General features: G+C 58.9%; 27 protein-coding genes and 2 pseudogenes. 9 read left to right on the top strand and 20 right to left on the bottom strand.

Annotation, left to right across the window (positions count from 1 at the left end):
• Window positions 1–14: 14 nt before the first annotated feature.
• The 7 genes from BKD14_RS17460 to BKD14_RS17430 form a co-directional block, all read right to left on the bottom strand.
• Window positions 15–1,211, bottom strand: coding sequence for an MFS transporter (locus tag BKD14_RS17460; RefSeq protein ID WP_075657442.1), 1,197 nt, complete (start codon window positions 1,209–1,211; stop codon window positions 15–17).
• Between the two features lie 108 nt (window positions 1,212–1,319).
• Window positions 1,320–1,757 (bottom strand): cyclophilin-like fold protein, encoded by a 438-nt coding sequence (locus BKD14_RS17455; RefSeq protein ID WP_075657441.1) that lies wholly within the window; start codon window positions 1,755–1,757, stop codon window positions 1,320–1,322.
• Between the two features lie 87 nt (window positions 1,758–1,844).
• Window positions 1,845–2,930, bottom strand: a complete 1,086-nt coding sequence (locus BKD14_RS17450; protein ID WP_210215529.1) for an alpha/beta hydrolase — start codon at window positions 2,928–2,930, stop codon at window positions 1,845–1,847.
• Between the two features lie 50 nt (window positions 2,931–2,980).
• Window positions 2,981–3,454, bottom strand: a complete 474-nt coding sequence (locus BKD14_RS17445) for a cytochrome P460 family protein (protein WP_075657440.1) — start codon at window positions 3,452–3,454, stop codon at window positions 2,981–2,983.
• A gap of 19 nt (window positions 3,455–3,473) precedes the next feature.
• A complete protein-coding gene (locus tag BKD14_RS17440; protein ID WP_245293678.1) occupies window positions 3,474–4,265 on the bottom strand; it encodes a carboxymuconolactone decarboxylase family protein in 792 nt (263 codons plus the stop codon).
• An 11-nt stretch (window positions 4,266–4,276) separates the two neighbouring features.
• Window positions 4,277–4,738, bottom strand: coding sequence for a cupin domain-containing protein (locus BKD14_RS17435; protein ID WP_075657439.1), 462 nt, complete (start codon window positions 4,736–4,738; stop codon window positions 4,277–4,279).
• Between the two features lie 16 nt (window positions 4,739–4,754).
• Entirely contained in the window at window positions 4,755–5,780 is a 1,026-nt protein-coding gene (locus BKD14_RS17430; protein WP_075657438.1) for an NAD(P)-dependent alcohol dehydrogenase, read from the bottom strand.
• Window positions 5,781–5,836: 56 nt separating this feature from the next.
• Here BKD14_RS17430 and BKD14_RS17425 point away from each other — a divergent pair, with 56 nt between their 5' ends.
• Together BKD14_RS17425 and BKD14_RS19035 are read left to right on the top strand one after the other, a co-directional pair.
• On the top strand, window positions 5,837–7,048 hold the full coding sequence (locus BKD14_RS17425) for an IS256 family transposase (RefSeq protein WP_064332381.1): 1,212 nt from the start codon (window positions 5,837–5,839) through the stop codon (window positions 7,046–7,048).
• Between the two features lie 595 nt (window positions 7,049–7,643).
• Window positions 7,644–7,881 (top strand): annotated as a pseudogene (locus tag BKD14_RS19035) (LysR family transcriptional regulator); the annotation flags it as partial.
• 135 nt (window positions 7,882–8,016) lie between these two features.
• On the opposite strand, the pseudogene BKD14_RS19600 reads toward BKD14_RS19035, so the two are convergent.
• The 4 genes and pseudogenes from BKD14_RS19600 to BKD14_RS17400 all read right to left on the bottom strand — a co-directional run.
• Window positions 8,017–8,526 (bottom strand): annotated as a pseudogene (locus BKD14_RS19600) (NAD(P)-dependent oxidoreductase); the annotation flags it as partial.
• 370 nt (window positions 8,527–8,896) lie between these two features.
• Entirely contained in the window at window positions 8,897–9,085 is a 189-nt protein-coding gene (locus BKD14_RS17410) for a hypothetical protein (RefSeq protein ID WP_075657435.1), read from the bottom strand.
• Between the two features lie 23 nt (window positions 9,086–9,108).
• Window positions 9,109–9,507 carry a DoxX family protein gene (locus tag BKD14_RS17405; protein ID WP_075657434.1) on the bottom strand — a complete coding sequence of 133 codons (399 nt, stop codon included), beginning with the start codon at window positions 9,505–9,507 and terminating at the stop codon, window positions 9,109–9,111.
• 12 nt (window positions 9,508–9,519) lie between these two features.
• Window positions 9,520–10,365, bottom strand: a complete 846-nt coding sequence (locus BKD14_RS17400) for an NAD(P)H-binding protein (protein ID WP_075657481.1) — start codon at window positions 10,363–10,365, stop codon at window positions 9,520–9,522.
• Between the two features lie 124 nt (window positions 10,366–10,489).
• Between BKD14_RS17400 and BKD14_RS17395 the strand changes: the two genes are divergently transcribed.
• Window positions 10,490–10,876, top strand: coding sequence for a helix-turn-helix domain-containing protein (locus BKD14_RS17395; protein ID WP_075657433.1), 387 nt, complete (start codon window positions 10,490–10,492; stop codon window positions 10,874–10,876).
• Between the two features lie 328 nt (window positions 10,877–11,204).
• Here BKD14_RS17395 and BKD14_RS17385 read toward each other — a convergent pair whose 3' ends face one another.
• Together BKD14_RS17385 and BKD14_RS17380 are read right to left on the bottom strand one after the other, a co-directional pair.
• The gene (locus tag BKD14_RS17385) at window positions 11,205–11,654 is read right to left on the bottom strand and encodes a transposase (protein ID WP_210215527.1); all 450 of its coding nucleotides are present in this window, start codon (window positions 11,652–11,654) and stop codon (window positions 11,205–11,207) included.
• Window positions 11,655–12,039: 385 nt separating this feature from the next.
• Window positions 12,040–12,846 (bottom strand): IclR family transcriptional regulator, encoded by an 807-nt coding sequence (locus tag BKD14_RS17380; protein ID WP_139316473.1) that lies wholly within the window; start codon window positions 12,844–12,846, stop codon window positions 12,040–12,042.
• A gap of 181 nt (window positions 12,847–13,027) precedes the next feature.
• Here BKD14_RS17380 and BKD14_RS17370 point away from each other — a divergent pair.
• Window positions 13,028–14,127, top strand: a protein-coding gene (locus BKD14_RS17370; protein ID WP_245293676.1) for an IS3 family transposase whose coding sequence is annotated in 2 segments (ribosomal slippage) — window positions 13,028–13,289 and window positions 13,289–14,127 — 1,101 coding nt in all. Because the reading frame shifts where the segments join, the coding sequence is not laid out codon by codon here.
• A gap of 93 nt (window positions 14,128–14,220) precedes the next feature.
• On the opposite strand, the gene BKD14_RS17365 is transcribed toward BKD14_RS17370, so the two are convergent.
• On the bottom strand, window positions 14,221–15,582 hold the full coding sequence (locus BKD14_RS17365) for an MFS transporter (RefSeq protein ID WP_083647269.1): 1,362 nt from the start codon (window positions 15,580–15,582) through the stop codon (window positions 14,221–14,223).
• 242 nt (window positions 15,583–15,824) lie between these two features.
• Between BKD14_RS17365 and BKD14_RS17360 the strand changes: the two genes are divergently transcribed.
• Both BKD14_RS17360 and BKD14_RS17355 read left to right on the top strand, forming a co-directional pair.
• Complete coding sequence (locus BKD14_RS17360) at window positions 15,825–17,402, top strand: aldehyde dehydrogenase (NADP(+)) (RefSeq protein ID WP_075657430.1); 1,578 nt, start codon at window positions 15,825–15,827, stop codon at window positions 17,400–17,402.
• 199 nt (window positions 17,403–17,601) lie between these two features.
• Window positions 17,602–18,516 carry a DMT family transporter gene (locus tag BKD14_RS17355; RefSeq protein WP_075657429.1) on the top strand — a complete coding sequence of 305 codons (915 nt, stop codon included), beginning with the start codon at window positions 17,602–17,604 and terminating at the stop codon, window positions 18,514–18,516.
• A 113-nt stretch (window positions 18,517–18,629) separates the two neighbouring features.
• Here the strand turns inward: BKD14_RS17355 and BKD14_RS17350 are convergent, their stop codons facing one another.
• From BKD14_RS17350 to BKD14_RS17340, 3 genes are all read right to left on the bottom strand, one after another.
• Window positions 18,630–19,415: a hypothetical protein gene (locus BKD14_RS17350; protein WP_075657428.1), complete on the bottom strand. Its 786-nt coding sequence runs from the start codon at window positions 19,413–19,415 to the stop codon at window positions 18,630–18,632.
• 90 nt (window positions 19,416–19,505) lie between these two features.
• Window positions 19,506–20,450, bottom strand: a complete 945-nt coding sequence (locus tag BKD14_RS17345) for a flavin reductase (RefSeq protein WP_075657427.1) — start codon at window positions 20,448–20,450, stop codon at window positions 19,506–19,508.
• Window positions 20,450–21,844: an LLM class flavin-dependent oxidoreductase gene (locus BKD14_RS17340; RefSeq protein ID WP_075657426.1), complete on the bottom strand. Its 1,395-nt coding sequence runs from the start codon at window positions 21,842–21,844 to the stop codon at window positions 20,450–20,452. Before BKD14_RS17340 ends, BKD14_RS17345 begins: the two co-directional genes overlap by 1 nt.
• A 131-nt stretch (window positions 21,845–21,975) precedes the next feature.
• On the opposite strand from BKD14_RS17340, the gene BKD14_RS19205 reads away from it, so the two are divergent.
• Entirely contained in the window at window positions 21,976–22,140 is a 165-nt protein-coding gene (locus BKD14_RS19205; protein ID WP_175576132.1) for a hypothetical protein, read from the top strand.
• A 493-nt stretch (window positions 22,141–22,633) separates the two neighbouring features.
• Window positions 22,634–23,533, top strand: a complete 900-nt coding sequence (locus BKD14_RS17335; protein ID WP_075657425.1) for a LysR family transcriptional regulator — start codon at window positions 22,634–22,636, stop codon at window positions 23,531–23,533.
• A 54-nt stretch (window positions 23,534–23,587) separates the two neighbouring features.
• On the opposite strand, the gene BKD14_RS17330 is transcribed toward BKD14_RS17335, so the two are convergent.
• The 3 genes from BKD14_RS17330 to BKD14_RS17320 form a co-directional block, all read right to left on the bottom strand.
• Complete coding sequence (locus tag BKD14_RS17330; protein WP_075657424.1) at window positions 23,588–24,166, bottom strand: flavin reductase family protein; 579 nt, start codon at window positions 24,164–24,166, stop codon at window positions 23,588–23,590.
• Window positions 24,167–24,178: 12 nt separating this feature from the next.
• Window positions 24,179–24,514 (bottom strand): ferredoxin FdxA, encoded by a 336-nt coding sequence (gene fdxA, locus BKD14_RS17325; RefSeq protein WP_075657479.1) that lies wholly within the window; start codon window positions 24,512–24,514, stop codon window positions 24,179–24,181.
• A gap of 116 nt (window positions 24,515–24,630) precedes the next feature.
• Complete coding sequence (locus tag BKD14_RS17320) at window positions 24,631–25,230, bottom strand: superoxide dismutase (RefSeq protein WP_075657423.1); 600 nt, start codon at window positions 25,228–25,230, stop codon at window positions 24,631–24,633.
• 104 nt (window positions 25,231–25,334) lie between these two features.
• Between BKD14_RS17320 and soxR the strand changes: the two genes are divergently transcribed.
• The gene (gene soxR, locus BKD14_RS17315; RefSeq protein WP_075657422.1) at window positions 25,335–25,787 is read left to right on the top strand and encodes a redox-sensitive transcriptional activator SoxR; all 453 of its coding nucleotides are present in this window, start codon (window positions 25,335–25,337) and stop codon (window positions 25,785–25,787) included.
• Window positions 25,788–25,790: the final 3 nt, after the last annotated feature.

Below are 25,790 nucleotides of genomic sequence, written 5' to 3'. Positions count from 1 at the left end.
TCCGTTTTGGTTGGTCATGCAGGTGTGGAGCGTTGCATCAGGCGGAGGGCGATTCCGGCTGTGCAGAACACGACGATGGCGCTGGCGAGGAAGACCGCGCCCAGGCCGACGTGACCTGCAATCCAGCCAAGCGCCGGGCTTCCGACCGCCATGGCAACGTCGAGGAACGCCGTGTAGATGCCCATGGCGAGCCCCCGGTTTTCAGGGGACGTACCGCGTACGGCTTCGACGCCGAGGCCGGGATAAACGAGCGAGTAGCCGAAGCCGGCGACGGCCGCGCCGACCGAAGCGATCACGGCGTTTGTGGCCAGCCACATCAGAACGAGGCCGACTGTCAGAACGAGCACGAAGATCAACGCAACCCGAGCGCCGCCGAATTTGTCGGGCAGATGGCCGGCGATCAGACGCGCGACGATGAGAGCCGCGCCGAAGGCAGTAAACGCCATCCAGATCGGTTGCCAATTCTGCTGCGAATAAAAAAGCGAGCTGAAGGCCAGGATCGCGCAATAACCAATACTGGCGGTGGCCGCGCCAAGCCCAGGCAACCACACCGAACCCATGACGGATTTCAAGGCGGATTGCGCCTTGTGCGGATGCGGAGGCACGGCGGGCATGCGGATCAGCCCCAGGAGGACAGCAAGCGGCAGCAGCGTCGTGACGAGCGAGATTGAAGCGAACCCATAGGACTCGAACATCATAGTGCCGAACGGGCCGCCGAAGGCCATCGCGGCGAACATCGCCGTTCCGACCCAGGCGATCACCTTACCCGCATGTTCCTTGTCGACGAGTCCAAGCCCCCAACTGACGCCGCCCGTGATGATGAAGCTTTCCGCGCCGCCGAGCAGAGCACGGCCAATGAGGAGGATCGCGACCGACACAACCGGAAGGCTGACGAAGGCGAGCGATAGCAGGTAAAGGAGGCCGGAAACGGCGGCCGCGAACAGGCCGGTGACGACCCCGCGCTTTGCGCCGTATTTATCCGAGAAGGAGCCGGCCCACACGCGGGATATGAGCGAGGCGGCGAACTGTGCGCCTGCCACCAGACCGACGACGAAGGTGCCAAAGCCGAGGTCGTCATGGACATGCAACGGCAGCACGGGGAGCGCGAGGCCGATTATGACGAAGCCGGCCAGCACCGCCGCCATGATCGGTAGAAGCGTGACGAAGACGGATCGCGATGGATCGGACCGTTTGGAAGTGACATGTGACATAGAAGAACCCTGGAGGCGGCTTGCCCCGATAAAAGTGAAAAGTCATGTCGTGGAATCGGAGCAAGTCGTCACGGCGGTTTGTTGGCGCCGCTCTTGCTTGCGCCGCCGCTATTCCTTCAAAAGCTCGAACGTAACGTTTGTGTCGCCCGTGCGTGCGAATACTTCGACGCCGGAGTCAATGCGGCCGATCTTCTGTAAATTGCTGATGCGCTCGCCGTTCTGCGCATACATGATGACGAAGCTGTGCCGGGGCGTCCAATAAACGATGTCGCCCACTTCATAGCCGCTTGTCGTCGTTTCGTTGGCGGGCAGCGCTTCCGGGAAGCGATAAACCAGCTCGCGCGAATATCGATCCATCATCGGAACAGTAAGCGGAAAGCGAGTAATCAGCGCTCTGGTGGTGGCGTTGTCGAGGAATGTCGCCGTCGCCACATGGCTTGCAGCCGTCACCTTGACCTTGATGCGTCGGCCATCGTTTTCAGCGGCCATAGCCGCCATGGGCAGGAGGGCCATGGATGCCACGGCCAGCAGTATTCCTTTCAGCATGCGAGCACTCCTTTACATGCGGTTATGGCATCCGCGCTGTCGGGCGACGCTTGAAGCGTCGCCCGACGAGGATTGCCGAAGCAAATCTCACGCGGCGTCGTTCAGATGCTCGTTGAAGAACGAATTGAGCTTGGCCCACGGAATGATCTCCGTGCGGTCATAGAGGTCGATACGGTTCGCACCGGGAATGACGACAAGCTCTTTCGGCTCCGCCGCGATCTTGAAGGCGGTCTCGGTGTAGCCGCGCGACGGAGCGATCTCGCCCACCACGAACAGGATCGGTCGCGGTGAGATTGAATCGATATTGGCGAATGGCTGGAAGTTGAAGAACTTCGCGTAAGTCGCGGGCGTTGTCCGGCGATTGTTGGACGGGACCTTACCGCGCACCGTTTCGTAGAAGTCTCTCGATTCCTTGGCTTCCAGAAACACCGGATCGTTCTGGCCGGGGCCATGAACCGGCTGGCCGGTCTCGAACTCGGTATAGCGGTTCGCTGCCGCTTTTTGCAGGTCGCTGTTTCTGGTCTCGACCGTGCGCTCGTTCTTGATGCCCGTGCGGTAATACTCGCCCATGTCATACATGCTGACGGTGGCGACCGCCTTGATGCGCGGATCGACCTTCGCCGCCGCAAGCGAGAACCCGCCGCTGGCGCAAACCCCGATGACACCGATCTTTTCCCGCGATACGAAATCGCGTGTACCCAAAAAATCGACGGCTGCGCTGAAGTTCTCGGTGTAAACATCCGGCAGCACCGCACCGCGCGGCGAGCCGGCGCTTTCGCCCCAGAACGACTGATCGAAGGTCAGGGTCACGAAGCCCTGTTCGGCCATCTTGGTGGCGTAGAGGTTTGCCGCCTGCTGCCTGACGGCTCCATAGGGATGGCCGACCACAAGAGCGGAATACTTCTTGCCAGCCTCAAGCTGCTTCGGTGTGAACAGAGTGCCGACGACTTCCAGGCCGTAGGTGTTCTTGTAGCGAACATCTTCGGCATTTACGCGGTCGCTCTTGTAGAAATTGTCGGCACCGCGCGACATATCGGGACCAGCGGCTTCCTGAGCCATGGCGTTACCTCCTACCAATGAGGCGGCAGCCAATGCGGCCCCGCCGACTAGAACTGTTCTGCGCTCCGGGGATTGCAGGTCGGTCATATCGAGATTTCTGCCTGTTTCGGACATAGGACGCTCCTTTGTTCCTGATTGCTGACGATGTGTTTGCATTTGGTCGCTCAATGCGCGTTGCGCATCCGGTCCAGCGTGAACACGAAATCCTGTCCCGCCTGGCTCTGATGACAGCTCATGCAGCGCTGGCCGTTCTCGGTTGTGTTACGAGTGCGATCCGGGGCGAACTCCCGAAACTCCCAATCGCCGGCGCGGACATTCTCCGGGTAGGCATCGCCCCAACCGGCCTGTTTCTCCATCACGATATAGCGGTGGAGTTTTCCGCCCCGGTAATCTTCCATCATGATGACGGTGCCATTGGGCAAAGGCTGGCCTGCCTTGGCCGCCGTGATGGCTTCGAGATTCGCGTAGATTTCCTCGCGAATCCCGCCGCGATTCACGGTCGCGTAATGAACCCCGTCCTTATAGTTTTCGGGAAATTGAACGCGGTCGTTCGCGGCCCACGCCTGCCATACGGCCAATGTCGCGATGGCCGCCACGGCGAGTGCAGACGTGCGGGAAAGCCTCCTGATTAATGACATGGTGCTTCACCTCGCGACGCTATTGCTGTGGGCGCTTCTCAAAGACGCCACGAACGACCGACGACGCCGAAAAAGCGTTTGGCCAGCCGGCGTAGTAAGCGAGATGGCTGACCATCTCGGCCGCCTGCTCGCGCGTGAGGCCGTTATCCATCGCTTTGTTCAGATGGACCGGAATTTGCTGGACTTGCCCGTTCGCGATCAGCGCAGCCACCGTCACCAGACTACGGTCGCGCGGTGCGAGGTCGGGGCGAAGCCACAAATCCTTGAACAGCACATCCGTCGTGTCACGCACCAAACCGGGCGAAGCCGGGCCGGTCGATTCCTCCACCCGCTCAGCGCGGGCGGCTTCCGCCTTCTCATCAAGCGGCAGCAATTCGACGGAAGCCTTGGGAAGCTGGTCGGGACCGATGCCACGCTCGGCGAAAACGTCTTTCGTGATTGCCGTAGCGGCGATGGCGTTGCCCCATCCGGCATAGAAAGCCAGATGCGTGATGATCTCGGAAATCTCGGCGGGCTTCACGCCATTGTCGAGGGCGAGCCGCAATTGTTCGGGAAGCAACACCGTCTGATTACGGGATATAACGGCCGCCACGGTGATGACGCTGCGATCACGCGGCGCAAGACCGGGGCGTTTCCAGAGCGCGTTCGCGAGCGTGTCGGTCGCGTAGTGCTCAAGCGCCGGAGAAACCGCCTGCACGTCCTCGCGGGACAGATTGCCGGTTTGCGAACCCGTCTGCGCGGCAGCGTCAACGGCTCCCATGGAAATGGCAAGGGCCAGGGCGGTCGAAGTTTTCATGATGAAGCCTTTCATCTGTGCCACCCCTAGCGGTATTGCTCGTCGGAGACAGGCTCCAGCCAATCGACGTTCTTGCCGTCCACCATGTAGGTCATGGCGATATGCGCCATTGGGCTTGTATCGGTCGCGCCGTGCCAGTGCTTGACCCCAGGCGCAAACCACACCGTATCGCCAGCATTGACCGTGCGGCGTTCCTGGCCTTCCTCCTGCACCCATCCCTGGCCTGACGTAATGAACAGCAATTGCCCCGCCGGATGGGTATGCCAGGTGGTGCGCGCGCCGGGGGCGAAGGTCACGAGGCCAGCATTGGCCCGCGTGGTATCATTCGGCGGGAAGAGCGGCGTAATGACCGCAGTCCCGGTGAAGTTTTCCGGCGACTTGCCAAGGACTGAAGGTGTTCCACCATTGGGACGGATCTCGACACCCTCGGCGCCTGCCGAAACTGCGCCCATCGCGGTCATTGCTGCTGCTGCGAGTATTGTCTTCATGGTGTTTCTCCTGTTGTTAGCCTTGGCGTCCTTGGGTCAGGTCGATGACGAAGCGGTAGCGAACGTCCTTCGCCTTGATCCGATCGAACGCTTGAGCGATCTGGTCTGGATTGATGAGTTCGATGTCGGAAGCGATGTTGCGGCTCGCGCAGTAGTCGATGAAGGACTGCGTTTCGGCCATTCCGCCCATCAGCGAGGCCGACACCTTCCGACGCTGCAACCAGAGGCCTGAACCGCGCACATCCTCGATCGGCTCACGCGCGCCGACGATCACATAGGTTCCGTCGATGCGGAGCATGTTGGTGATCGGATGGGTCGGAACGTTCGTAGGGACCGTCGAAATCAAGAAGTCGAACCGGTTGGCGTAGGATTGCAGCGCCGCCGGATCGGTCCATACGACCGCATCACGAGCGCCCATCTTTTTGGCGTCCTCGACCTTTCCTGGTGTCGTGGTGAATACGGTGACGTCCGCTTTACGAGCGACAGCAAGCTTGACGGCGAGGTGACCGAGACCGCCGAAGCCGATCACCCCAACGCGCTGGCCAGACGCGACCGACCAGTGTTGCATCGGTGAGAAGGTCGTGATCCCAGCGCAGAGAAGCGGCGCGGTCGCCGCCAGATTCATGCCCGGCGGAACACGAACAACGAACCGTTCAGGAATGACGACCCGTTCCGAAAAGCCGCCAAAATTATATCCGCCTGAAATCTTGTCAGGCGAATTGAAGTTGAGTGTCCAACCCTTGACGCAATACTGCTCAAGATCGTTGAGGCAATTCTCGCACTCCCCGCACGAGTCGATCATCGCGCCAGCGCCAGCAATGTCGCCAACGCGGAATTTCGAGACGCCGCTACCCACCGCTGCAACACGCCCCACGATCTCGTGCCCGGGCACGCAGGGAAAGTTGGTGGCAGGATAAGGGGGGCCCCATTCCTGCCGCGCGATGTGGTAGCGTCCACGTTCGTGGTGTAATTTCGGGGGCGCATTGAGTGGAAATTGCGGTGGAGAATGCGCTGCCGCTTTTGCCGAGCGCCGGGTGGTCACCGGGCCTGTCGGATAAGGTGGAGTTGTTCGACTTCAACCTGCCGAAAGGAACTCCGATGACCGACGATAGATTACCCCTTGCCGAGCTTGCCGCGAAGAGTGGCGACAGCGATTTTCTGCGGGCCATTGCCGAAAGCGTGCTGCAACTGATCATGGAGGCCGACGTGGACGGCCTGATCGGCGCTGGCCGCTATGAGCGGGGCGATGGCCGCCAGACCTGGCGCAACGGCTACCGCGACCGCTCGCTCGACACCCGGCTCGGCACGCTGAACCTGAAGATACCGAAGATGCGGCAAGGGGCCTATTTCCCCGGCTTTCTGGAGCCGAGGAAGATGGTGGAGAAGGCACTGGTGGCCGTGATCCAGGAGGCATGGATCAACGGCGTTTCGACGCGCAAGGTCGATGAGCTGGTGCAGGCGATGGGCATGACGGGGATTTCCAAATCCTCCGTTTCCAAGCTCTGCAAGGACATCGATGAGCGGGTGAACGCCTTCCTCAAGCGCCCGCTTTCGGGCGACTGGCCTTATCTCTGGCTCGACGCGACCTATCTGAAGGTGCGCGAGGGCGGGCGCATCGTCTCGGTGGCGGCGATAATCGCGGTGGCCGTCAATACGGACGGAAAGAGGGAGATCGTCGGCCTGCACATCGGCCCTTCCGAAGCCGAGCCGTTCTGGACGAGCTTCCTGCGCGATCTGGTGCGCCGGGGTCTCACCGGCGTCAAGCTGGTCATCTCCGACGCTCATGAGGGGCTGAAGGCCGCCATCACCCGCATCCTCAGCGCGACATGGCAGAGGTGCCGCGTTCATGCGATGCGCAACGCGCTTGCCTACGTTCCCAAGGGCCAGCACACCATGGTCGCCGCCGCGATCCGGCAGGCTTTCATCCAGCCCGACCACGACAGCGCCGTGCAGACATGGCGGCATGTCGCCGACCAACTCCGCGCCAGATGGCCCAAGCTCGGCACCTTCATGGACAATGCCGAGGCCGATGTGTTGGCCTACATGGCCTTCCCGGCGCAGCACCGTACCAAATTGCATTCCACCAACCCGCTGGAGCGGCTGAACAAGGAAGTGAAGCGTCGCGCCGATGTCGTCGGCATCTTCCCCAACGAGGACAGCATCGTCCGCCTCATCGGCGCGGTCCTGCTCGAAGCCAACGACGAATGGCAACTCCTCAGCCGATACATGCAGGTCGAGGCGATGGCCGAGATAAATCCACCAACAATCGAGGAGGAAACCACACTTCAGATTACACCCAGAGCCGCCTGATCATGACAGCCCGGGGCCACACCCGAAATTACACCATCTTGACGGACGCTATCCGCGATGTGGATGTCCGAATGGCAGATCGCGCAATACATGATGTCGATCAGCACGTCGTTCGGACGAAGCGCTCGGCGCGGGATCTCGATTGCTTCGAAGGGCCCGCTAGCGCTTTTGTTGCCGTAGGCACGTACCCGCCAGGGGCCGCTGCCCGCCGAGGCTCCTGGGTTTTGGGTTTGGGCGCTTGCTGCCAATCCGGTGAGGAATGGCGCCGCGGCGACCAGCCCAGCACCGCCCAACAGGGCTTTGCGCCGGTCGGGAGACGTGAGGTCTCCACGATGGCTAACGTCGCCGCATATGTCGCACATCGCATGCCTCCTTGGTTGTGGTCGTTCTGCTGACACCAAGGCGTTCGCCGAGAGCCTACGTGCTCGATCGGACAGCTCTCCGCGCCGCTTCTGATAGCCAGCCCATTTCGAGACAAGCCTCGCCAACCAAGATAGGGAAAGACAGACTGCGTGATTAGATGCTAGAAAGAGATTGGACCAATAAGTAAAAATTCTAAATGGTGGGAGAGAGTCTGAACGACTAGCCGGCCTTCTTGGTCGCTGCAGAAGAGCTCAACTTCACGAAGGCGCGCAAAGTGCCTCGGAGCATCCCAATTGGCATTGAGCCAAACCGTTCGCGTTCTGGAAGCGTGCCTCGGGCTCCGTCTCCTGACCCGCACCACCAGACGCGTCGTTCCCACCGAGGCTGGCGAACGACTTCTGCGATCGACTGGTCCCGGAATTGAAGAGATTCAGCGAGAACTGATGATTCTCAGCGGATCGCGTGAAAAGCTCATTCTTCTTACAGTAACCGGAGCGCCACCCGACTTTGCAGGGTGCGCCGTCACGCAAAGCAGTCAGGTTTGCTCTACAAAGTTCATGTGCGCGGCGAATTATCCCAACACTGCCATATCCGGCGCAGTGTGGCGATATGATCACGTTTGCCAGCGACCAGAGCGGGCTTTCAAGGGCCAGCGGCTCAACGTCGGAAACATCCAGCCCTGCACCAGCAATCCTGCCGTCCGCCAGCGCCTCGTAAAGGGCTGCCTCGTCGGTCGTTGATCCTCGACCGACATTCACGAGGATCGCGCGCGGCTTGAGGCGGCCTAACACGTCCTCGCCAACGAGATGGCGGGTCGTGGCGGTGGATGGCAAACCATTGATCAAGACATCCAGCGTTGGAATGAGCGTTTGGAGTTCGGCCAGCCCAGCCACCGGTGCAAATTCATCTGCCTTGGCGGTGCGGGCAATGCCAATTGGTTCGGCCCCGAAGGGGCGCACACGCTGGGCGATCTCGCGTCCGATTGTGCCGTACCCCAGGATTCCCACTCGGGCACCGTCAAGAGAGCCCAGTCTCGGCGCCAACCCCTCGCGGTCCCATGTGCTGGAGGTCCGGTTGCGCTCGAGCTCCGGCAACCGACGCAGCAGTCCCAGCATCAGTGCGACGGCGTGCTCCGCCACCGCAGGCGCCCAGATCGAGCTTCCATTGGAGACCGCCGTTCCTTGAGGAACGCCAAAGGACTCCGCGTTCTCGTAACCGGCCGACAAGAACTGCAGTAGCCTCAGTCGATGTCCGGGTTCAGCAAGCTTTTTGGCCAGTTCGGGGGTATAGCGCGGCCCGAGCAGTATCAAGGCGTCGCTCTCGCGAGCGAGGGCGGCGAGTTCGAGAGGATCGGCCGAGCTTCGGAAACTGAAGCCAAGGTCAGCACAAGCGCCCGCCGGATCAAATCCGGGGAAACTCGGATGGAAGGCGATTTGCATACAGGATGCTCGCAAACTTCGCAGGAAAGCTCAATATGCAAGAAGGTCAGTAGAAGAGATCTTGGCCCAGCCAGTGGCTGGAAATGCGTTGGTCCGCGTGCACTTCGCGCTGCCGTGCCAATTCGTCGATCGGCTTCTCGACGCCTTTCGGAGTCGACAGGCCCTTCTTGTATGCTCGCGACATGCAATCGGCGTTAGTTCCGCGAAATCCGAAGGCGTTGGTGACACTGAACATCAACGCCTTCGGTGGTGCCCTGATCAGACTGCCTTGAGCGCGGCCGAGGGTGCGTTGGGCGATTTCTTTGCTCGGGCGACGTTTTGCGTGAGGAAAGAAGCCACGAGCGCTAGGAACCCGGCGATAGCTGGAACCGCGCCGCCGTAATCATGGGCGTTGATGTGAGCGGAGAAAGCCAGCAGCAGGTGATAAAACATGCCTGCATAAGCCAGATCACTCAGCTTTACATTCACCCGCGACAGGACCGCGGCAATGCCTAAGAGCTTCACCGTGATCAGCGCCGGGACAAGATATCCCGGGTAGCCGAGAGCGCCCAGGGCTTGGCGCACCACGTCGCCTTGCGTGACGTACATCGTGGCGGAAACGAGGTACATCAGGCTCAGAAGAGCGGTGCTGATCCAGTATAAGATTTTGCGCACCATGTTATCCCTCGGTCAGCTTTTTGCCGCAGCAAGAACATCGCGCAAGGGGCGTGCGGCACGACCGGAAAGTCGCTCGACATCGGTTGTCACCACATCGAAATTGCCCCTAACAAAGTTGTTCTTGATGTCGACGACGACGTCGACCACCGGAGCGGGAAGACCGGCCTGGACAAGGCTGGCGCGCAGTTGTTCTTCGGTGATCACGACGTAGGCAAACGGCTTGCCGAGCGCTTCCGCAGCGGCCGCGGCGAGGTCCGGACCGGTGAGAGCGGCTGGCCCGGTGATGTTGTAGATGGCTCCGGCATGTCCGTCGCTCAGAAGCGCGCCGGCGATGGCGGCCGCCAGATCATCTCGGGAGACGAAGGCGACACGCGCGTCGCCGAGTCCGGCAATCACGCCCTGGTCCTGGGCGGGGAGAATTTCATCGGCGATAGATTCGCTGTAATAGTTCATTCGCAGGATCGTCCAGCGCTTCGCGGTCTTCACCAGATGCTGTTCGGCGGTCCAGAACGCCTCGCCCAGTTCCGGCAGATGTGTCTCCCGTGTGCCGGCGGCCGAAACGAGGAAGATGTGGCTGACGCCCGCGGCAACGGCCGCGTTGATGGCGTTCGTTAGCTGAATGCCGCGTGCGCCGGGCTCCAGATCGGCGCTCGGAATCACTACGACCCGATCAAGTCCCCTGTAGGCGCTCGCCAGGGTTTCCGGCTTATTGTAGTCGCCCTCCCGCGTTTCCACCGAGGCTTCCACAGCCTGCGGCGAACGCGAGATGGCAATGATGCCTTCCGCGCCCCGCACCTTCAATTCCTGTACGATTGCCTTACCCAGCTTGCCGCTGGCGCCGCTTACACCGATCGTCATATCGTCGTCCTTGTTGTCACGAACAATTTGTTCGTGACGATATGTCTGATATTTGGTAGAGCCACAAGAATGCACATTCAAGTGCACCACGCACATCGATGTTCGTATTGAAAGGAACAGCCTCATGGTCGCTGCGGTAAAGTGTGTTGAACGTGACGAGGCCGACGACCACGAGACCTGCAAAGCACTCGGTCAGATATTGGATCGTATCGGCGACAAATGGACGATCATGGTCGTCGGTGTTCTTTCAAGTGGACCCGTCCGATTCAACGCCATGATGAAGACGATTGGAGGCGTCTCGCACCGGATGCTGACTTTGACTCTTCGTAGTCTGGAACGCGACGGCCTGGTTTCTCGGACCGCCTACCCGACAATCCCGCCCAAGGTCGAATATGAGTTGACTGAAGCGGGACGCTCCCTGATCGAACCCTTGGGCGTCCTCAGCGCGTGGGCTGTCGCCTATCAGCCTGTCATCGAGCAATCTCGCGTAGAGTACGACCGTACTCATTGAGAAGGCGCAAACTTTCTTTTTGTGTTCTAGGCGGTGTGGACGGATTTTATCAGGATAAAGCCTGCGGCGAGAGCGACGATGGATGCAACGTTCCGCTGCGTCTTCTCGCAACGTAACGCCACCCGCTTGAAGCGTTTAAGCTTCCCGACGGCTTGCTCGATGCGGGCTCGGCCTTTGTAGAGGGCCTTTGCGAAGAAGCCGGGCCTGCCCTTCTCGTTGACCTTCTGCGGAATGACGGGAATGATGCCACGGGCTCGTGCCGCCTGCCGGTTCGTGTTGCTGGCATAGCCCTCGTCGCCAACGGCCGCGCGCGGACCAGCGTCCGGGCCTAGTCCGAGCAGGACGGCCAGTCAGATCGAAGGCGATGCGATGGCCGTCGAAATCGGTCTTCAGGTGGATTTTGGTCGAGAAGCCGCCACGCGAGCGACCGAGCGCCTGACCCGTTTGCCCCCTTTGTCGCCGGCCGCCGAGACATGGGCGCGCACATGGTGCTGTCGAAAATCTGCACCAGATATGCCGACGGCGACAGCGATGCGAGATGGTCGAAGAAGGTCTCGAATACGCACGCCTTGCTCAGCCGATCGAAGCGTTTCCACACATTGTTCCAGTTGCCGAACCGCTCCGGTAACGCCCGCCAGGAAATCTTGTGGACCGAGAAATAGTACACTGCTTCGAGAAAGAGCCGGTCGTCCCGACCCTTGTTGCCACGACCTGGTAGTGAGGCGCGAAATACCTCCAGCGCCATCAACCAATCCGCTTCCGCCATCTTCGCGGACATCGCCGACATCCAAATCAGTCGGCTCTCCATGAATCAGACAAAATATCTCAAAGGGATCCTATCTGCCCTTCATGCGGCAATCCGTCCACACCACCTAGGATTGTATCAGGTCCGACAAATCGCAGAAATTTGGAAATGATCATCCAGCCGTAACGACGCTCAAATAATTCCTACCTTCCAATCCTACAGATGCAGGCGAAGAATAAAACCGGTACTAATGGATAGTGGTACCACTCTATCATATGATGCTCCAGAGAGACCCCCGGGAGCGACGTGGCGCTTGGTTGTAAGTGGAACACTTTCTTCGTCAAACAGCTAAAAAGGCAGCGGATCCGAATGGAACGCCGTTACGACATCGAACCCTGAAATCGATCTCACGGCAATCTCAGCGGCTTTCCTCTGGCAGGATCCCAAGCCGATCAGCGATTTGCCGAACCCCAACGTTCAAATCGGCCGCAATCTGTTCTATCGGGCGGCTTTTCATTCGTGGCGTTGGCCCGGTCACTGCAAGCGTGCCCACCATTCTTCCATAAAGGTCCCGTACCGGCACTGCCATGGCAAAAAGGCTTTCTTCCAATTCGTCGTCAACGATTGCGAAGCCCAGTTGTCGCACTTGATGCAACTCACGCAGCAGGTCCGTACGCCTGGTAATAGTGCGGCTGGCCATGACGGGCAAACTTGGTGGCAGAAGCGCCTCGACTGCCGCGTCAGTCATTTCACTTAGTACCATCTTCCCCATTGCGCTGGCATGCAGGGGAAAGTCCCGCCCGACATAACCTTGTGATAAGGTGAGCAACCGCGAGCCGTGCGCTTCGGAAATCAGGTCAAAATCTGCATCACCGTTAACCACGGCATAACCGATCATCTCATTCATCTGCTCGGCCAGAGTATCGAGAATGGGTTGAAGGCGCTTGATCAAATCGCGATGCGGATCTGCCAACCGGCCGAGACGGGCAATCTGCCAACCCAGCCGATATCTCCCGGCTTCGTCTCGTTCCACGAAACCGGTCTTTTCAAGACTTAGCAGCAAGCGGAACGCAGTAGGTCGCGACATGCCAACCACATGAGCCAGATCTGTCACCGACAAGCCCTCCAGATGACGGCCCAATGCGCTGAGGATGACCGTCGCCTTCACGACGGATTTGTTACTCAGTTCAGTGGGTTCGGAGGTATCGTCGATGAGATCGGACAAAAGCTAGCCTTCTTGCATTATGATACAGCGCCCGATCATACCGGGCGTACACTGCCGATATCATAATACGGTCAGGTATTGAACCGCATTTCCTCCACCGTCCACCAGGAGGCCGCTGACCTGAGCCCCTGAACTTCCTCCAGAATTTGGTAGAGTCCGTCACATCAAGGAGACGGACGGCATGAAGCGTTCACGGTTCACGGAAGAACAGATCATCGGGATATTGAAGGAGCAGGAGGCGGGTGCGAAGACGGTCGACGTCTGCCGCAAGCACGGCATCTCGGATGCAACCTTCTACAAATACAAGGCGAAGTATGGGGGCATGGACGTGTCCGATGCCCGCAAGCTGAAGGCGCTGGAGGACGAGAACGCCAAGCTGAAGAAGTTGCTCGCCGAAGCCATGCTGGACAATGCGATCCTGAAGGATGTCGCTTCAAAAAAATGGTGACGCCCGATGTGAAGCGGGATGCGGTGGCTCACGTCTGTGCGCAGCATGGAGTGAGCCAGCGTCGGGCGTGCGAGGTTCTATCGTTGGATCGGTCGAGCATGCGATACCGCAGCGTGCGGCCTGACGATGCGACCATTCGGGAAGCGATGAAGAAGGTGGCGTCCGAGCGGCGTCGCTTCGGTTATCGCCGCATCCACGTCATGCTCGACCGGCAGGGGATCGTGATGAACCTGAAGAAGCTTCGACGTCTCTATCGGGAGGAGAAGCTGACGGTGCGCAAGCGTGGCGGCCGAAAGCGGGCCTTGGGAACGAGGCGTCCGCTGGCTCTGCCCTCACGTCCCAACGAGCGCTGGAGCCTGGACTTCGTCAGCGATGCCTTCACCGACGGTCGCCGCTTTCGGGTTCTGGCGGTTGTCGACGACTTCACCCGTGAATGCCTGTGCCTGGTCGCCGACACTTCAATGTCAGGTGCAAGGCTTGCCCGCGAACTGGACAGTCTCATCGCCAGACGGGAAAAGCCGAAGACGATTGTCTCTGACAACGGCACGGAGATGACCAGCATGGCCATCCTCAAATGGTGCCAGGTGACCAAGGTCGAATGGCACTACATCGCTCCTGGCAAGCCGATGCAAAACGGCTTTGTCGAGAGTTTTAACGGCAGCTTCCGCGACGAGTGTCTTAACGAGACCCTGTTCTCGTCGCTCGCCCAGGCACGTGCCGCCATCACAGCATGGAAGGAGGATTACAACAGGAACAGACCCCACTCGTCGCTGGGCAACATCACCCCCAGCGAGTTTGCAATGAAAATGGCTATGGAAAAACAGGCCGCATGAGGCCAGATTGAAAACCCAAGACTCTCCCGGAAACCGGAGGGAAATTGGGGCTCAGGTCACCGCCCATCAACCAGGGCAGCCTCTTCCTACGGATCACACAGCTCGACCTGACGGTGCCGATGTCTCGCTCAGCTTCTTTCCCATCGTTTCTGGCGCAAGGCGGTAGGAGACAATGCCGCCCACGAGGCTAATTCCCGCCGCTATCAGCATTGTCCCTGTGATACCGAGATAGGTCAGCGAAAGCGGCAGCAGGAAGGTCCCCATAGCCGCACCAATCCGGGAAACGGCGGTGGCGAAGCCGACAGCGACGCCGCGAATCTCGGTCGGGAATACTTCACCGGGATAAACACCTGTCAGCGTCGTGGACACAGCGTTCACGAACGCGAAGACAAGTACGCACGCTACGACCAGCGTCACAGATTGATCAGAGTAAAAGGCCAGAAGAATCAGCGCAACGGTCGAAATGAAGAATGGCGGAATGCCCAGACGCCGGCGCCCGACACGCTCGATCAGAAGGGCTACGACCACCGTTCCCAAAAGAGCGATTGCGTTCAATGCCAGGCCACCTGCCATCCCGTCGCCCAGTCCCAACTGCTGCAACACAGTCGGGGCGAAGCTGCCAATGGCAAAATACGGCGTGACGTTGCAGACCCAGAATACTGACACGAAGATTGTCGCTTTGATATAATCCGGCGCGAACAGATCCTTGAAGCCGTGGTTCTCGGTGCCGGTTGGCACAAGCAAGTCCTTCTGCTCGGCCGAGCACATATATCGATGCGCGATCTCAAGTGCTTCGTCCCGACGCCCCTTGCTGATCAACCAGCGCGGCGATTCCGGCGTTCCAAGTCGCAAAAGGAAAACGATCAGTGTCGGGATAGCGCTTAGGCCCAGAATAATGTTCCAGTTTGCGGACGTCGAAACCGTCAGCCACATGGCGGAAGCGTAAGCGGCCAGATAGCCCGCATACCAGCCGATTTCCTGCACGGATAACAGCCGGCCACGGAGACGTCGCGGGGCAAACTCAGCAAGGATGGGCCATCCTATTGCGTAATCGGCGCCAATCGCCATACCCATCACCAACCGGACAAGGAACAGTTGGGTCGCGTCGGTCACGAAGAACTGCAGTACCGAGCAAATGAAAAATACCGCAAGATCGATCGTGAACATCGGCTTGCGACCGATTTTGTCGGCAAGATACCCTCCAAGAGGGCCACCGATGAAGATGCCAATCAGGGCAGAAGCGCCGATCAACCCTTGCCATGCCAGTGACAGGCCAAGATCGGCGGTAATAGCTGGCATGACAATGCCGACACTGCCGAGCACGAACCCGTCGATGAACATGCCTCCGGAGATCAAAACTGTCAGCTTGGCAATGAACTTACGCTGTTCATCCGTCATGTGCGGCTCTACCGCTTCATGCACATCGTTTCTTGTTTCGCAGATTTCCAAAGTCATCCTCCCTCCTTCTTAGAAGCACCAAAACGCTCCCTTCCCTGGATCGCCGCCGCCGCACGCCTCTCCCAAGGCCGCTTGCGTGCGTTCGACTATTGAACATCGCGTTCAATAAATGCTAAGGTTTAGACAGATGTCAACTTAAACTGTTGGGATTTCGTGACCGGGCTTGACGACAACACCTGCATGGGACCGGTCGCCTAATGAACATCGCCTTGATTTTCTGCGCGTTTTAGGGAGAAGAAATGATGCCGACCGGTAACTTGCTGCTAGGTTCTGAGATCGTCCGGGGCGACGACAAACCAATCCACGCTGTCAATGCGACGAGCGGCGAAACGCTGGAGCCTGCATTCTGGGGAGCGTCACTCGCACAGCTGGACCGTGCGTGCGCGCTTGCAGCAGACGTCTTCGACAGCTATCGCGAGTTGCCGCTTGAGACGCGCGCCCGGTTTCTCGAGCAGATCGCAGAAAATATCCTGGCGATCGGAGATGAGCTGATTACACGCTGCATGGCCGAAAGTGGTCTCCCGCGCGCCCGCCTTGAAGGCGAACGTGCGCGCACCGTGGGTCAGCTTCGACTGTTCGCCAGTGTCGTACGCGAGGGCAGTTTCCTGGACGCCCGCATCGACCCCGCACAGCCTGAGCGTACACCGCTGCCACGCGTCGATCTGCGGCTGCGCAATATTCCAGTAGGACCTGTCGCGGTATTTGCCGCCTCGAACTTTCCGCTCGCATTTTCCGTTGCCGGTGGGGATACCGCCTCAGCGCTGGCCGCCGGCTGCCCTGTGATCGCTAAAGCCCATTCCGCTCACCCAGGCACCTCGGAGCTGGTCGGACGGGCCATACAGGCAGCGGTACGCGATCAAGGTCTGCCCGAGGGCGTATTCTCGCTGCTCTTTACGAGCGGATATCAGGTGGCCCAGGACCTGGTGGCCGATCCGCGCATCGCCGCTGTCGGCTTCACGGGCTCTCGCGGAGGCGGCACGGCACTGATGAAGGTCGCCGCAGCACGACCTGTCCCGATCCCGGTTTATGCCGAGATGAGCAGTATCAACCCCGTAATTCTGTTCCCGCATGCACTTTCCGAGCGCGGCGCCCAAATCGGGCAGGCCTTTGTCGGATCGCTGACGCTTGGCGCCGGCCAGTTCTGCACAAATCCAGGTCTTGTCCTGGCCGTTGATGGCGCAGACCTGGAAGGTTTTCTCGACAGCGCGGCCGACGCCGTTGGCAAAGCTGCGGCGGCGACCATGCTTACGCCGGGTATCCACAAGTCCTACGCCGAGGCCGTCGGTCGATTGGAACGGCATGACGCCGTCAAGACCGTGGCCCGTGGCCTTGAGGGCACGAACTATCAGGGTCAGGCTGGAATTTTCACTACCACCGCCGACGCATTCCTCAAGGACGAAGCGCTGCAGGCGGAAGTATTCGGCGCCGCCGCTCTCGTGGTACGTTGCCGCGACAACGAACAATTATCCAGGGTTCTTGAGAGCCTTGAGGGCCAGCTGACCGCCTCGGTCCATATGGCAGAGGCCGATACCGAAGCTGTGCGCGCTATCCTGCCGGTGCTTGAGAAACTCGTCGGTCGTATTCTTGTCAACGGCTTTGGCACCGGGGTCGAGGTAGCACATGCGATGGTTCATGGTGGACCATTCCCGGCTACGTCGGACGGGCGGACAACCTCGGTCGGAACCTTGGCGATTCAACGCTTCCTACGGCCTGTCAGCTATCAGGATCTCCCCGACAGCTTGCTCCCCGACGCGCTGAAGGACTCAAACCCGCTTGGCCTGTGGCGCCGAGAAGACGGCCAGTTGGTCAAACCCTGAGTCCACATTCGAGCCTCGGCGCCGGATCACTCCCGAGTACCGAATGATCCACAGACTACAAAGGCCAGACCAGCGTTCCCCGAACCTGGCCTTTTCATCGTTACCAATGGGCGATGTTCTCCCTCATGGAGTCGCCATGTCATGACCTCATGGCATGGCACCCCCGAGCCTAACATCGCCACACCCATAACGGCCGCATATGAGTCATGGAATTTTCGCAGGAATCACCGCGGGTGCTCTTTGGGGCCTCGCCTTTATCGCCCCCAATTTCATTGGAGCCGCATCTGCCGGTGAACTGGTCATCGCGCGGTATGCCGTCTATGGCCTCATGGCAATCGCTTACCTGTGGCTGACAGGATATGATCCATTCAGAAGACTAGGTCTTGCCGACTGGGTTCGTGCCGTGCTTTTCGGAGCACTTGGTAATTCGATCTATTATTTTCTGACTGTCATGTCCGTTCAGGCGGGCGACGCCGCTACCACAGCGCTGGTCATTGGCACCTTGCCCGTCCTCTTCGCCATCGTGGGAAATCTACGCCACCCCACCACGCCCTGGTTGCACTTGTTAATGGCTGTCGCACCCATCACCCTAGGCGTGGTTCTACTGGCACACCAAGGCGCCGCGGATGCTGGTCCTCGATCCATTATGATCGGTATCGTATTTGCACTGGCCGCAATGACCAGCTGGCTCATATATGGGCTTGGCAACTCTGCTTACATGGCATCCGACCACAGTCTCACGCCAATGCTTTGGGCGGCGCTGATAGGAATAGGGACGCTGCTGAGTCTTCCCTTGCTAGCTGTAGCGCTAACTCTGCGTCATGGTTCGCTATTCAGCCTGGAGATCGCCGCCTACACACCATTGCTGTTTTGGGGAATCATCCTGGGCGGACTAGCGTCGTGGTTGGCGACCTGGCTTTGGAACATCGCCGGTTCAAGCGTACCGTCCGTTGTTCTAGGCTATCTACTCGTATCCGAGACCCTGTTCGCTCTGCTCTACTCATTCTTACTCGATCGCCGGCTACCGAGTGCCGTCGAGTCGACCAGCGCTGCGCTTTTGATCGGCGGCACGCTGATCGGATTGTACGTTTCGCGCCGCCGATCAAAACTATGAGGCCCGCACCTCGTTTCATGACGGACCTGATGGCGCCATTTGTTCAGTTGCAGGTCTCTGCCCATCTATTGGTTGAAGGCAAGCCGTCGGCAGATCTTCAAAGCAGGCACATCTCAGACGTCGCCGTAGGAGAAACCGATCTCGCCCCAGCCTTCGAAACGTCCGGTGATGCGAGTCCCGGGTGTCATCTCCACGGCGGCCAACACACTTCCTGCCAGGATGACATCGCCCTTCTTGAAGGTGATCCCATATTCCGCGATACGGCGGCATAGCCATGCGATTGCCTGAACCGGATGCCCAGCCAGTGCACTGGTATTGCCTTGCGCCACAGGAACACCGTCAATCAGGATCTCGCCGGCAATATTGCCAAGGTTCAGTTCGCCGATTTGTCTGGGTTGAGCGCTGAGGACAACCGCACCGACCGAACCGCCATCCGCCGTTGTTTCGAAACTGTCGATTTTCCAGTCCTTGACGCGGGAATCGATGATCTCAAGCGCGGGGATTACGTAATCGGTGGCAGCAATAACATCGAGAACGTTAACATCCGCACCGCCAAGTTCCGATTTCAGCACGAATGCCGGTTCCAATTCAACGAAGGGCGCAATGAAGCGCTCTGGCGCCACGCGCATTCCCTCGAACAGGAGCTGGCTGGACAAAAGGTAACCGAAATCCGGCTCGGCAACACCGAACTTGTCCTGCATGGCCTTGGCGATATTGCCAAGCTTGAAGCCGATCACGCGATCGCCCGACTGCACTTCTTTCCGGACAACCTCTTGCGCCACACGCACGGCGTCATCGAGGGCCTTCGTCTCACCCGGCTCCGTCAGTGTTTCCAGCGGAGCGCTGTTTCGCCTCGCCTCGATCAGGCGATCGGCCAGGGCATTGATGTCGATTGTCATTGCATGACTTCCTTTCTGGATCTAGCGCAACAGGCACGGCTCAAGGTCGGCACCTGTAAAAGCCGCGGCCAAGGCCGCGGCAGCTGTGGTTTAATTTCCGAGATGCCAGATCCGCATCGAAGCAAGCAGGTCCCGCGGGTCCCAGGCCACCCACTCCTCCAGGATGCGGCCATCCTTATGACGCAAGAACGACGCACCGGATACGACGACGTCACGCTGTGTCGGAGGAACCCCCATGAAGCTCCCGGTGTGCTTGGCCACCGTTCGCCATTCGATCGCAATCATGTCGCCTTCAGCCACTGTATGGTTGACGCTCACCCTGAAGTCGCTGAATGCGCTGTGCGATTCCTCGATCTGCCGCAGCATGTCGGGCAAGCGCACCTGTTTGCCGTCGCGCGAATAGCGTACATAGGTCGCTGCAGCGATGTTTTCGAAGGCGACCGTTTCGCCTTGCCCCCAAGCCCGTGACCACGCGTCGATCAGCCGGTCCACAAACAGCGTTGCTGGCGCCTGTCCTTCGCTCGTAGCGTTCGGCGCCGGCAAGTCCGCGAACGCACCAAGCCTTCCTTCGCTGAAGACCATCGGGGATCCCCGACCCGGCAACATCGAATGAATTGAAGCCACGACCACGAAGTGATCGCCGGCGACGATCTCAGAGAGAACCTCACAGTCGATCCACGCGACGCAACCGCCTATATGCGGCGTTCCGATAGTGCTTTCACGATGCTCAAGGCCAACGAACTTTTCGTCGCCCTTCCGGCCCAAAGCCTTGCTCACCGCTATTTGGTCATTCGCAAGAATATTGGCGGTGAACCGTCCCGCATTCCGCAGGACAGGCCAGGTGCTGGACGACCTGTCCACATTGAAAGTGACCAGCGGCGGTTCAAGGGACAGCGACTGGAACGTACCAACGACAAACCCCATGGGCTTCTGGTCAACAGTGACGCCCGTGATCGCAACCACACTGGTGGGAAGCAGGCTGAACATCCTGCGCTGGTCGGCAGACGAAAATTCCGGAGACGAGTGTATGTTCATCACGCAGGCTCCTCGACTTTTTCAGAACGGGCCTTGCGATGGACAGCACCAGGGTGATCGTCAGCCAGCCGCGCATTACCTGCCCCGAACAGGCTTTCACGCAGCGTTGCGCCGTCGTAACTGCTGCGCATCAACCCACGCCGCTGCAACTCTGGTACCGCATGTTCTACGAAATTCGCGACATCGACGAATTTCAGGCCGTGAGCGAGGTTGAACCCGTCGATCCCGGTGTCGTCTACCCAGGACTTCAGCTCATTCGCAACAGTCTCGGGACCGCCGACAATGACGGGCGCCGTGCCGCCTATCCCGATGTAATCGGCAATGTCTCGCGGCGTCCATTCCTTGCTCGGATCCATCTTCGAGAACAGATCGACCATGGTCTGACCTGCGTTGGTTTTCACATGCTTCAGCGGCACGTCCGGCTCAAACGTGTCCATATCGAGACCCGCCCAACCGCTGTAGCGCGCCATCGCGCCATCGTAATCGACATAACCCCGATACTCGTCGTAACGCTTTTGAGCTTCTTCGTCGGTGGCCGCGACAATGACCGTAATCATCTGCAGCACCGCGATGCTGGACGGTTTGCGGCCTTCTTCGACAGCTTTTGCGCGCAGGGCATCAACCTGCTTCTTCAAGCCAGCCTTGGAAGTCGCATTCATGAACACGGCTTCTGCCGTCCGCGCCGCCAGAGCCACCCCGCGGCTGGACCCCCCTGCCTGAAAGATTACCGGCGTCCGTTGCGGCGAGGGCTCGCACAGGAAAATACCCGGCACGGTGAACCTGTCGCCCTTGTGCTGGATTTCGTGAATCTTCGTCGGATCGGCATAAGTCGAGTTTGCGGCATCGACCGGCACAGAGTCCTCTTCCCACGAATTTTCCCACAGCTTCAGGGCGACTTCGATGAATTCTTCGGCAATGCCATAACGATCGTCATGGGCATTCTGAATGCCACTACCCAGATTGCGCGCTGCGCTATCGGCGTAAGACGTCACGACATTCCAGCCGATGCGCCCGTCGGTCAGATGATCGAGCGTCGCGAATTTGCGCGCCAGAGAATAGGGGTGATCATACGCGGTCGTCGAAGTTACGCCGAAACCGAGGTGCGTCGTCGCGGCCGCCATGGCCGGAATGATGTAAGCAGGATCATTCGCAGGGATCTGCGCGGCGTCGCGCAACGCTGCATCGACACTCCCCTTGTAGACATCGTGATACCCGACATTGTCTGCAAAGAAGATGCCGTCAAAGCAGGCAGCCTCCAGCATCTTTGCATATTCGATCCAGAATTTCACGGATTTGTACTCGCGTCCGCGGTCCTGCGGATGACGCCACAGCCCCGCAGACAAATGCGCGGGACCATTGAAGTCAAATGCGAAAAATCTCAGCTCTCCGGCCATCGTAACCTCCTCGTAATGGTCGATTTTTGAACGTCGCGTTCATAATGCGACCATAAATAGAGAAGTCGTGTCGTCTCGTCAACATGATCAAAGACGCGTACTGAAGTCTTCGGCTGCCGGGCTGACTAGCAATGAACCTGCCGATCTTCCGTAAAGCCGGAGAAGCAGCCTTTCGCATCCACACATTCGCGGCCTTCATTTTTTCCGCTGCGGCGCTCGGCGGCCGCGCGACGACGCAGAGGCCGCCCGAAATCAGCTATGACGTTGGCGGACTCCACTCCTGCGGGGCGATATGAATGTCGGAATGGCAGGTCGCACAATAGATGATGTCGCTGATCAAATCGTTCGGACGCAGCGCGAGGCGCGGAAGCTCGATCATCTCGAACGGTCCGCTTGCGCTCTTGCTGCAGTAGGCGCGGACGCGTCAAGGCCCGCTTGCGGCTGAAACTGCTGCATCCTGGGCTTGGACGTTTCCTATCAATCGGTGAGGAAAGGCGCTGCTGCCACCGGACCAGCGACGCATAAGAGTGCTATGCGCCGGCCAGAGACGCCAGATCTCGGCCATGGCCGAGGTCGCGGAATATGTCGCCTCGCATGCGTCTTTGGTTTCGGTCGTTTCGACGACACCGAGACATTCACCGAGAACTTTTGCGCTCGTTCGGACCGTTCTCCGCGCCACTCCTGATGGTCAGCCAGTACGAGCCAAACGCTTCTCCAATAAAGATAAGGCAAGACAGATTGTGTGATTATATGATAGAATTAAGTTGGACAAATAAGGAAAAATTCTAAATGGCAGGAGAGAGTCTGAACGACTTGGCGGCCTTTCTGGTCGTCGCGGAAGAGCTGAACTTCACGAAGGCTGCAAAACGCCTCGGGGTGTCTCAATCAGCGTTGAGCCAGACCGTTCGCGTTCTGGAAGCCCGCCTGGGGCTGCGTCTGCTGACCCGTACAACCAGACGCGTCGTCCCGACCGAGGCAGGCGAACGACTTTTACGATCGATTGGCCCCCGGATCGAAGAGATTCAGCGAGAACTCATGGTCCTCAGTGAGCTACGGGAAAAGCCTTCCGGCGTCATTCGGCTTACTTCAACCGAGTATGCTGCCGCGTCTATTCTATGGCCGGTGGTTTCTAAGCTGGTTCAGGAATACCCTGATATCAAAGTCGAGATCATTACTGACTACGGTCTGACGGACATTGTCAGAGACAGGTTCGATGCCGGTGTGCGTCCGGGCGAGACGATCGCCAAGGACATGATTGCCGTGCGGATCGGGCCGCGGATGCGAATGGCAATTGCTGGCTCGCCGGACTATTTCGCTCGCCGACCCCCGCCGAAAACCCCGCAGGAGCTTACGAGTCACAATTGCATCAACCTGCGCTTGTCGGGGCATGGAGGTCTGTATGCGTGGGAATTCGAGAAGAACGGCCGCGAACTCAGCGTGCGTGTGGATGGCCAACTTGTATTCAACACCGGGAGCCTCATCTTGACCGCTGCATTGCAAGGACGCGGCCTTTGCTATTTGCCCGAAGGTCAACTGGCGCCCTATGTGGAAGAAGGGCGTCTCGTGCGCGTGCTTTCGGACTGGTGCGAACCTTTCTCTGGTTATCACCTATATTATCCGAGCCGTCGCCAGCCGACGCCCGCTTTCGCGCTCCTGGTAGAGGCTTTGCGCTATAGAGACAAATCCTAAGACCAGTCCGCCACGAACAGCCTTTTTGCACCAAAATCCGTTTCCGCCACGGATTTACGCTCCGGAGTTATCGTTGATCCGATCGCGCGCGATGTAGCGATAGGACCGATTGGTCCAAAGCAAGGCCGGGGCATCAGACGAAGCATCTGCCTCAACGATGGTGCCTACAAAAACAATGTGATCTTCGGCATCGAGCGAGCCGGAGAGTTCGCAATCAAGCGAGAGGCAGGCGCCGACCAGTTTCCGATTTCCCGAAGGCCAGCAATCCCAGTCGGCTGTCGCGAACCGATCATTCTGATGCCCCTTGCCGGCAAATGCATCTCCGACCGCTTCATTGTGCGGGTCAAGAAAAGAGATCGAGAACCTTCTGGATGCACCGATGACGTCGATCAGACGGCTGCGCGCATCAATGGAAATCATGATGCGCGGCGGTACGGCGCTCAATGGCATGAACGACGTAACTGTCCGCCCAATTTCTTCGTCACTCCACTTCGCCGTTACGATCGCGACCGAGAAAACGAGGTTTGCCATCGCGTTCCTGAATTCGCGCTCGTTGATCGATGGCGTCATTGGGTGGCGAAAGGACAAGTGGGCGTGGCTCACATGCGGATGCGGCAGATCCTCGACAACCATCTAATACCGGGCTCAGGAGCCCGCTCCTGGGTTCTTGGAAAACATGGTGAGTTTGGCTGCCGCGCCGTTGAGCATGTCTGCGTTTGCGGGCGGTGCCTTCTTCTCGCGTATATTCGGCCAAATCGCCGCATATCGCTGGTTGAGATTGAGCCATACATGCAGGCCAACCTCCGTATCGGACCTGATGGCGGCAGCCGGACATTCAGGCTCGCAAATGCCACAGTCGATGCATTCATCCGGGTGAATGACGAGCATGTTTTCACCCTCATAAAAACATTCTACGGGACAGACTTCTACACAGTCCATGTATTTACAGGCGATGCAGTTTTCAGTGACCACATAGGTCATCACATTCTCCATGTCGGAAAAGCAGCCGGGATGGTGGCGTCCCGGCTGCTCGCGCCAATCGCAGCGCGGGGGGACCCGGGGCTGTGGCGATTGGCGAAACCGGAGTGAAGTGGAATTCAAAGCCTAGCGGCGACAGTTTCCCAGTTCACGAGTCTGTCGAGGAAATTTTCCAGATAGGCGGGCCGCCGATTGCGGAAATCGATGTAGTAGCTGTGCTCCCAGACATCGCAGCCGAGCAGCGCCGTCTGCCCGAAGACGAGCGGATTGACGCCGTTTTCCGTTCTGGTGATCTTCAGCGACCCATCGGTGTCGACTACGAGCCACGCCCAGCCCGATCCGAACTGAGCCGCACCGGCGGCGGCGAAATCCTGTTTGAACTTCTCAAGCGACCCGAAGTTTTCGACGAGAGCTTTTTCGAGCAATCCGGGAATCTTGCTCTGCCCGGGTCCCATGATCCGCCAGAACAGATTGTGATTCCAGTGCTGCGAAGCGTTGTTGAAAATACCGGATTGGGCCACGGCGCCCTTTTCGTAGGTGCCAACGATGATCTCTTCGAGACTGCTGCCCTCCCATTTCGTGCCGGTAATCGCTTTGTTGCCATTGTCGACATAGGCCTTGTGATGCAGGTCGTGATGAAACTTCAAGGTCTCCTCGGACATACCGAAGGGCGCAAGAGCATCATATGCGTATGGAAGTTCGGGTAGCTCGAAAGACATCGAGAATTCCTTTGTCACTGTTCAAAGAAGGGCGAGTGTGCCTTGCGGGAACAAGGTGACATGATTTATAAAACCTCAAGCATAGTTTAGGTCAAGAGGGTTTTATGCCGGAGAGATTAGAGAACGAACTTTCTGTCGGAGAACTTGCCAAACGTGCAGGCGTGGCGGTGTCAACCTTGCATTTCTACGAAGCGAAAGGTTTAATCTTGCCGCGCCGCAACAACGGCAATCAACGACGCTACCCACGAAATCTCCTTCGCAGGGTGGCCATCATCCGGATTGCGCAGCGCGCCGGAATTTCGCTTGCAGAGATCCGCGAGGCTTTATCCGCGCTTCCGTCGGAGCGCACACCAAACGCCGCGGACTGGCAGAAACTCTCCTCAAAATGGAAAGACAGGCTTGACGAGCGCATTACAGCGCTTGCGCACCTCCGCGATGAAATGGCCGGTTGCATAGGGTGCGGCTGCCTTTCGCTCAGGGAATGCCCTTTGCGCAATCCGCGGGACGAATTGGGAAGGACCGCGACAGGCGCGGTCCTCCTACAGCATGGAGAGTAAGCG

The organism is Pseudochrobactrum sp. B5, assembly GCF_001939785.1.
In the GTDB taxonomy this organism is placed as follows: Bacteria; Pseudomonadota; Alphaproteobacteria; order Rhizobiales; family Rhizobiaceae; genus Pseudochrobactrum; species Pseudochrobactrum saccharolyticum.
This window is presented reverse-complemented; position numbering and strand designations above follow the sequence as displayed.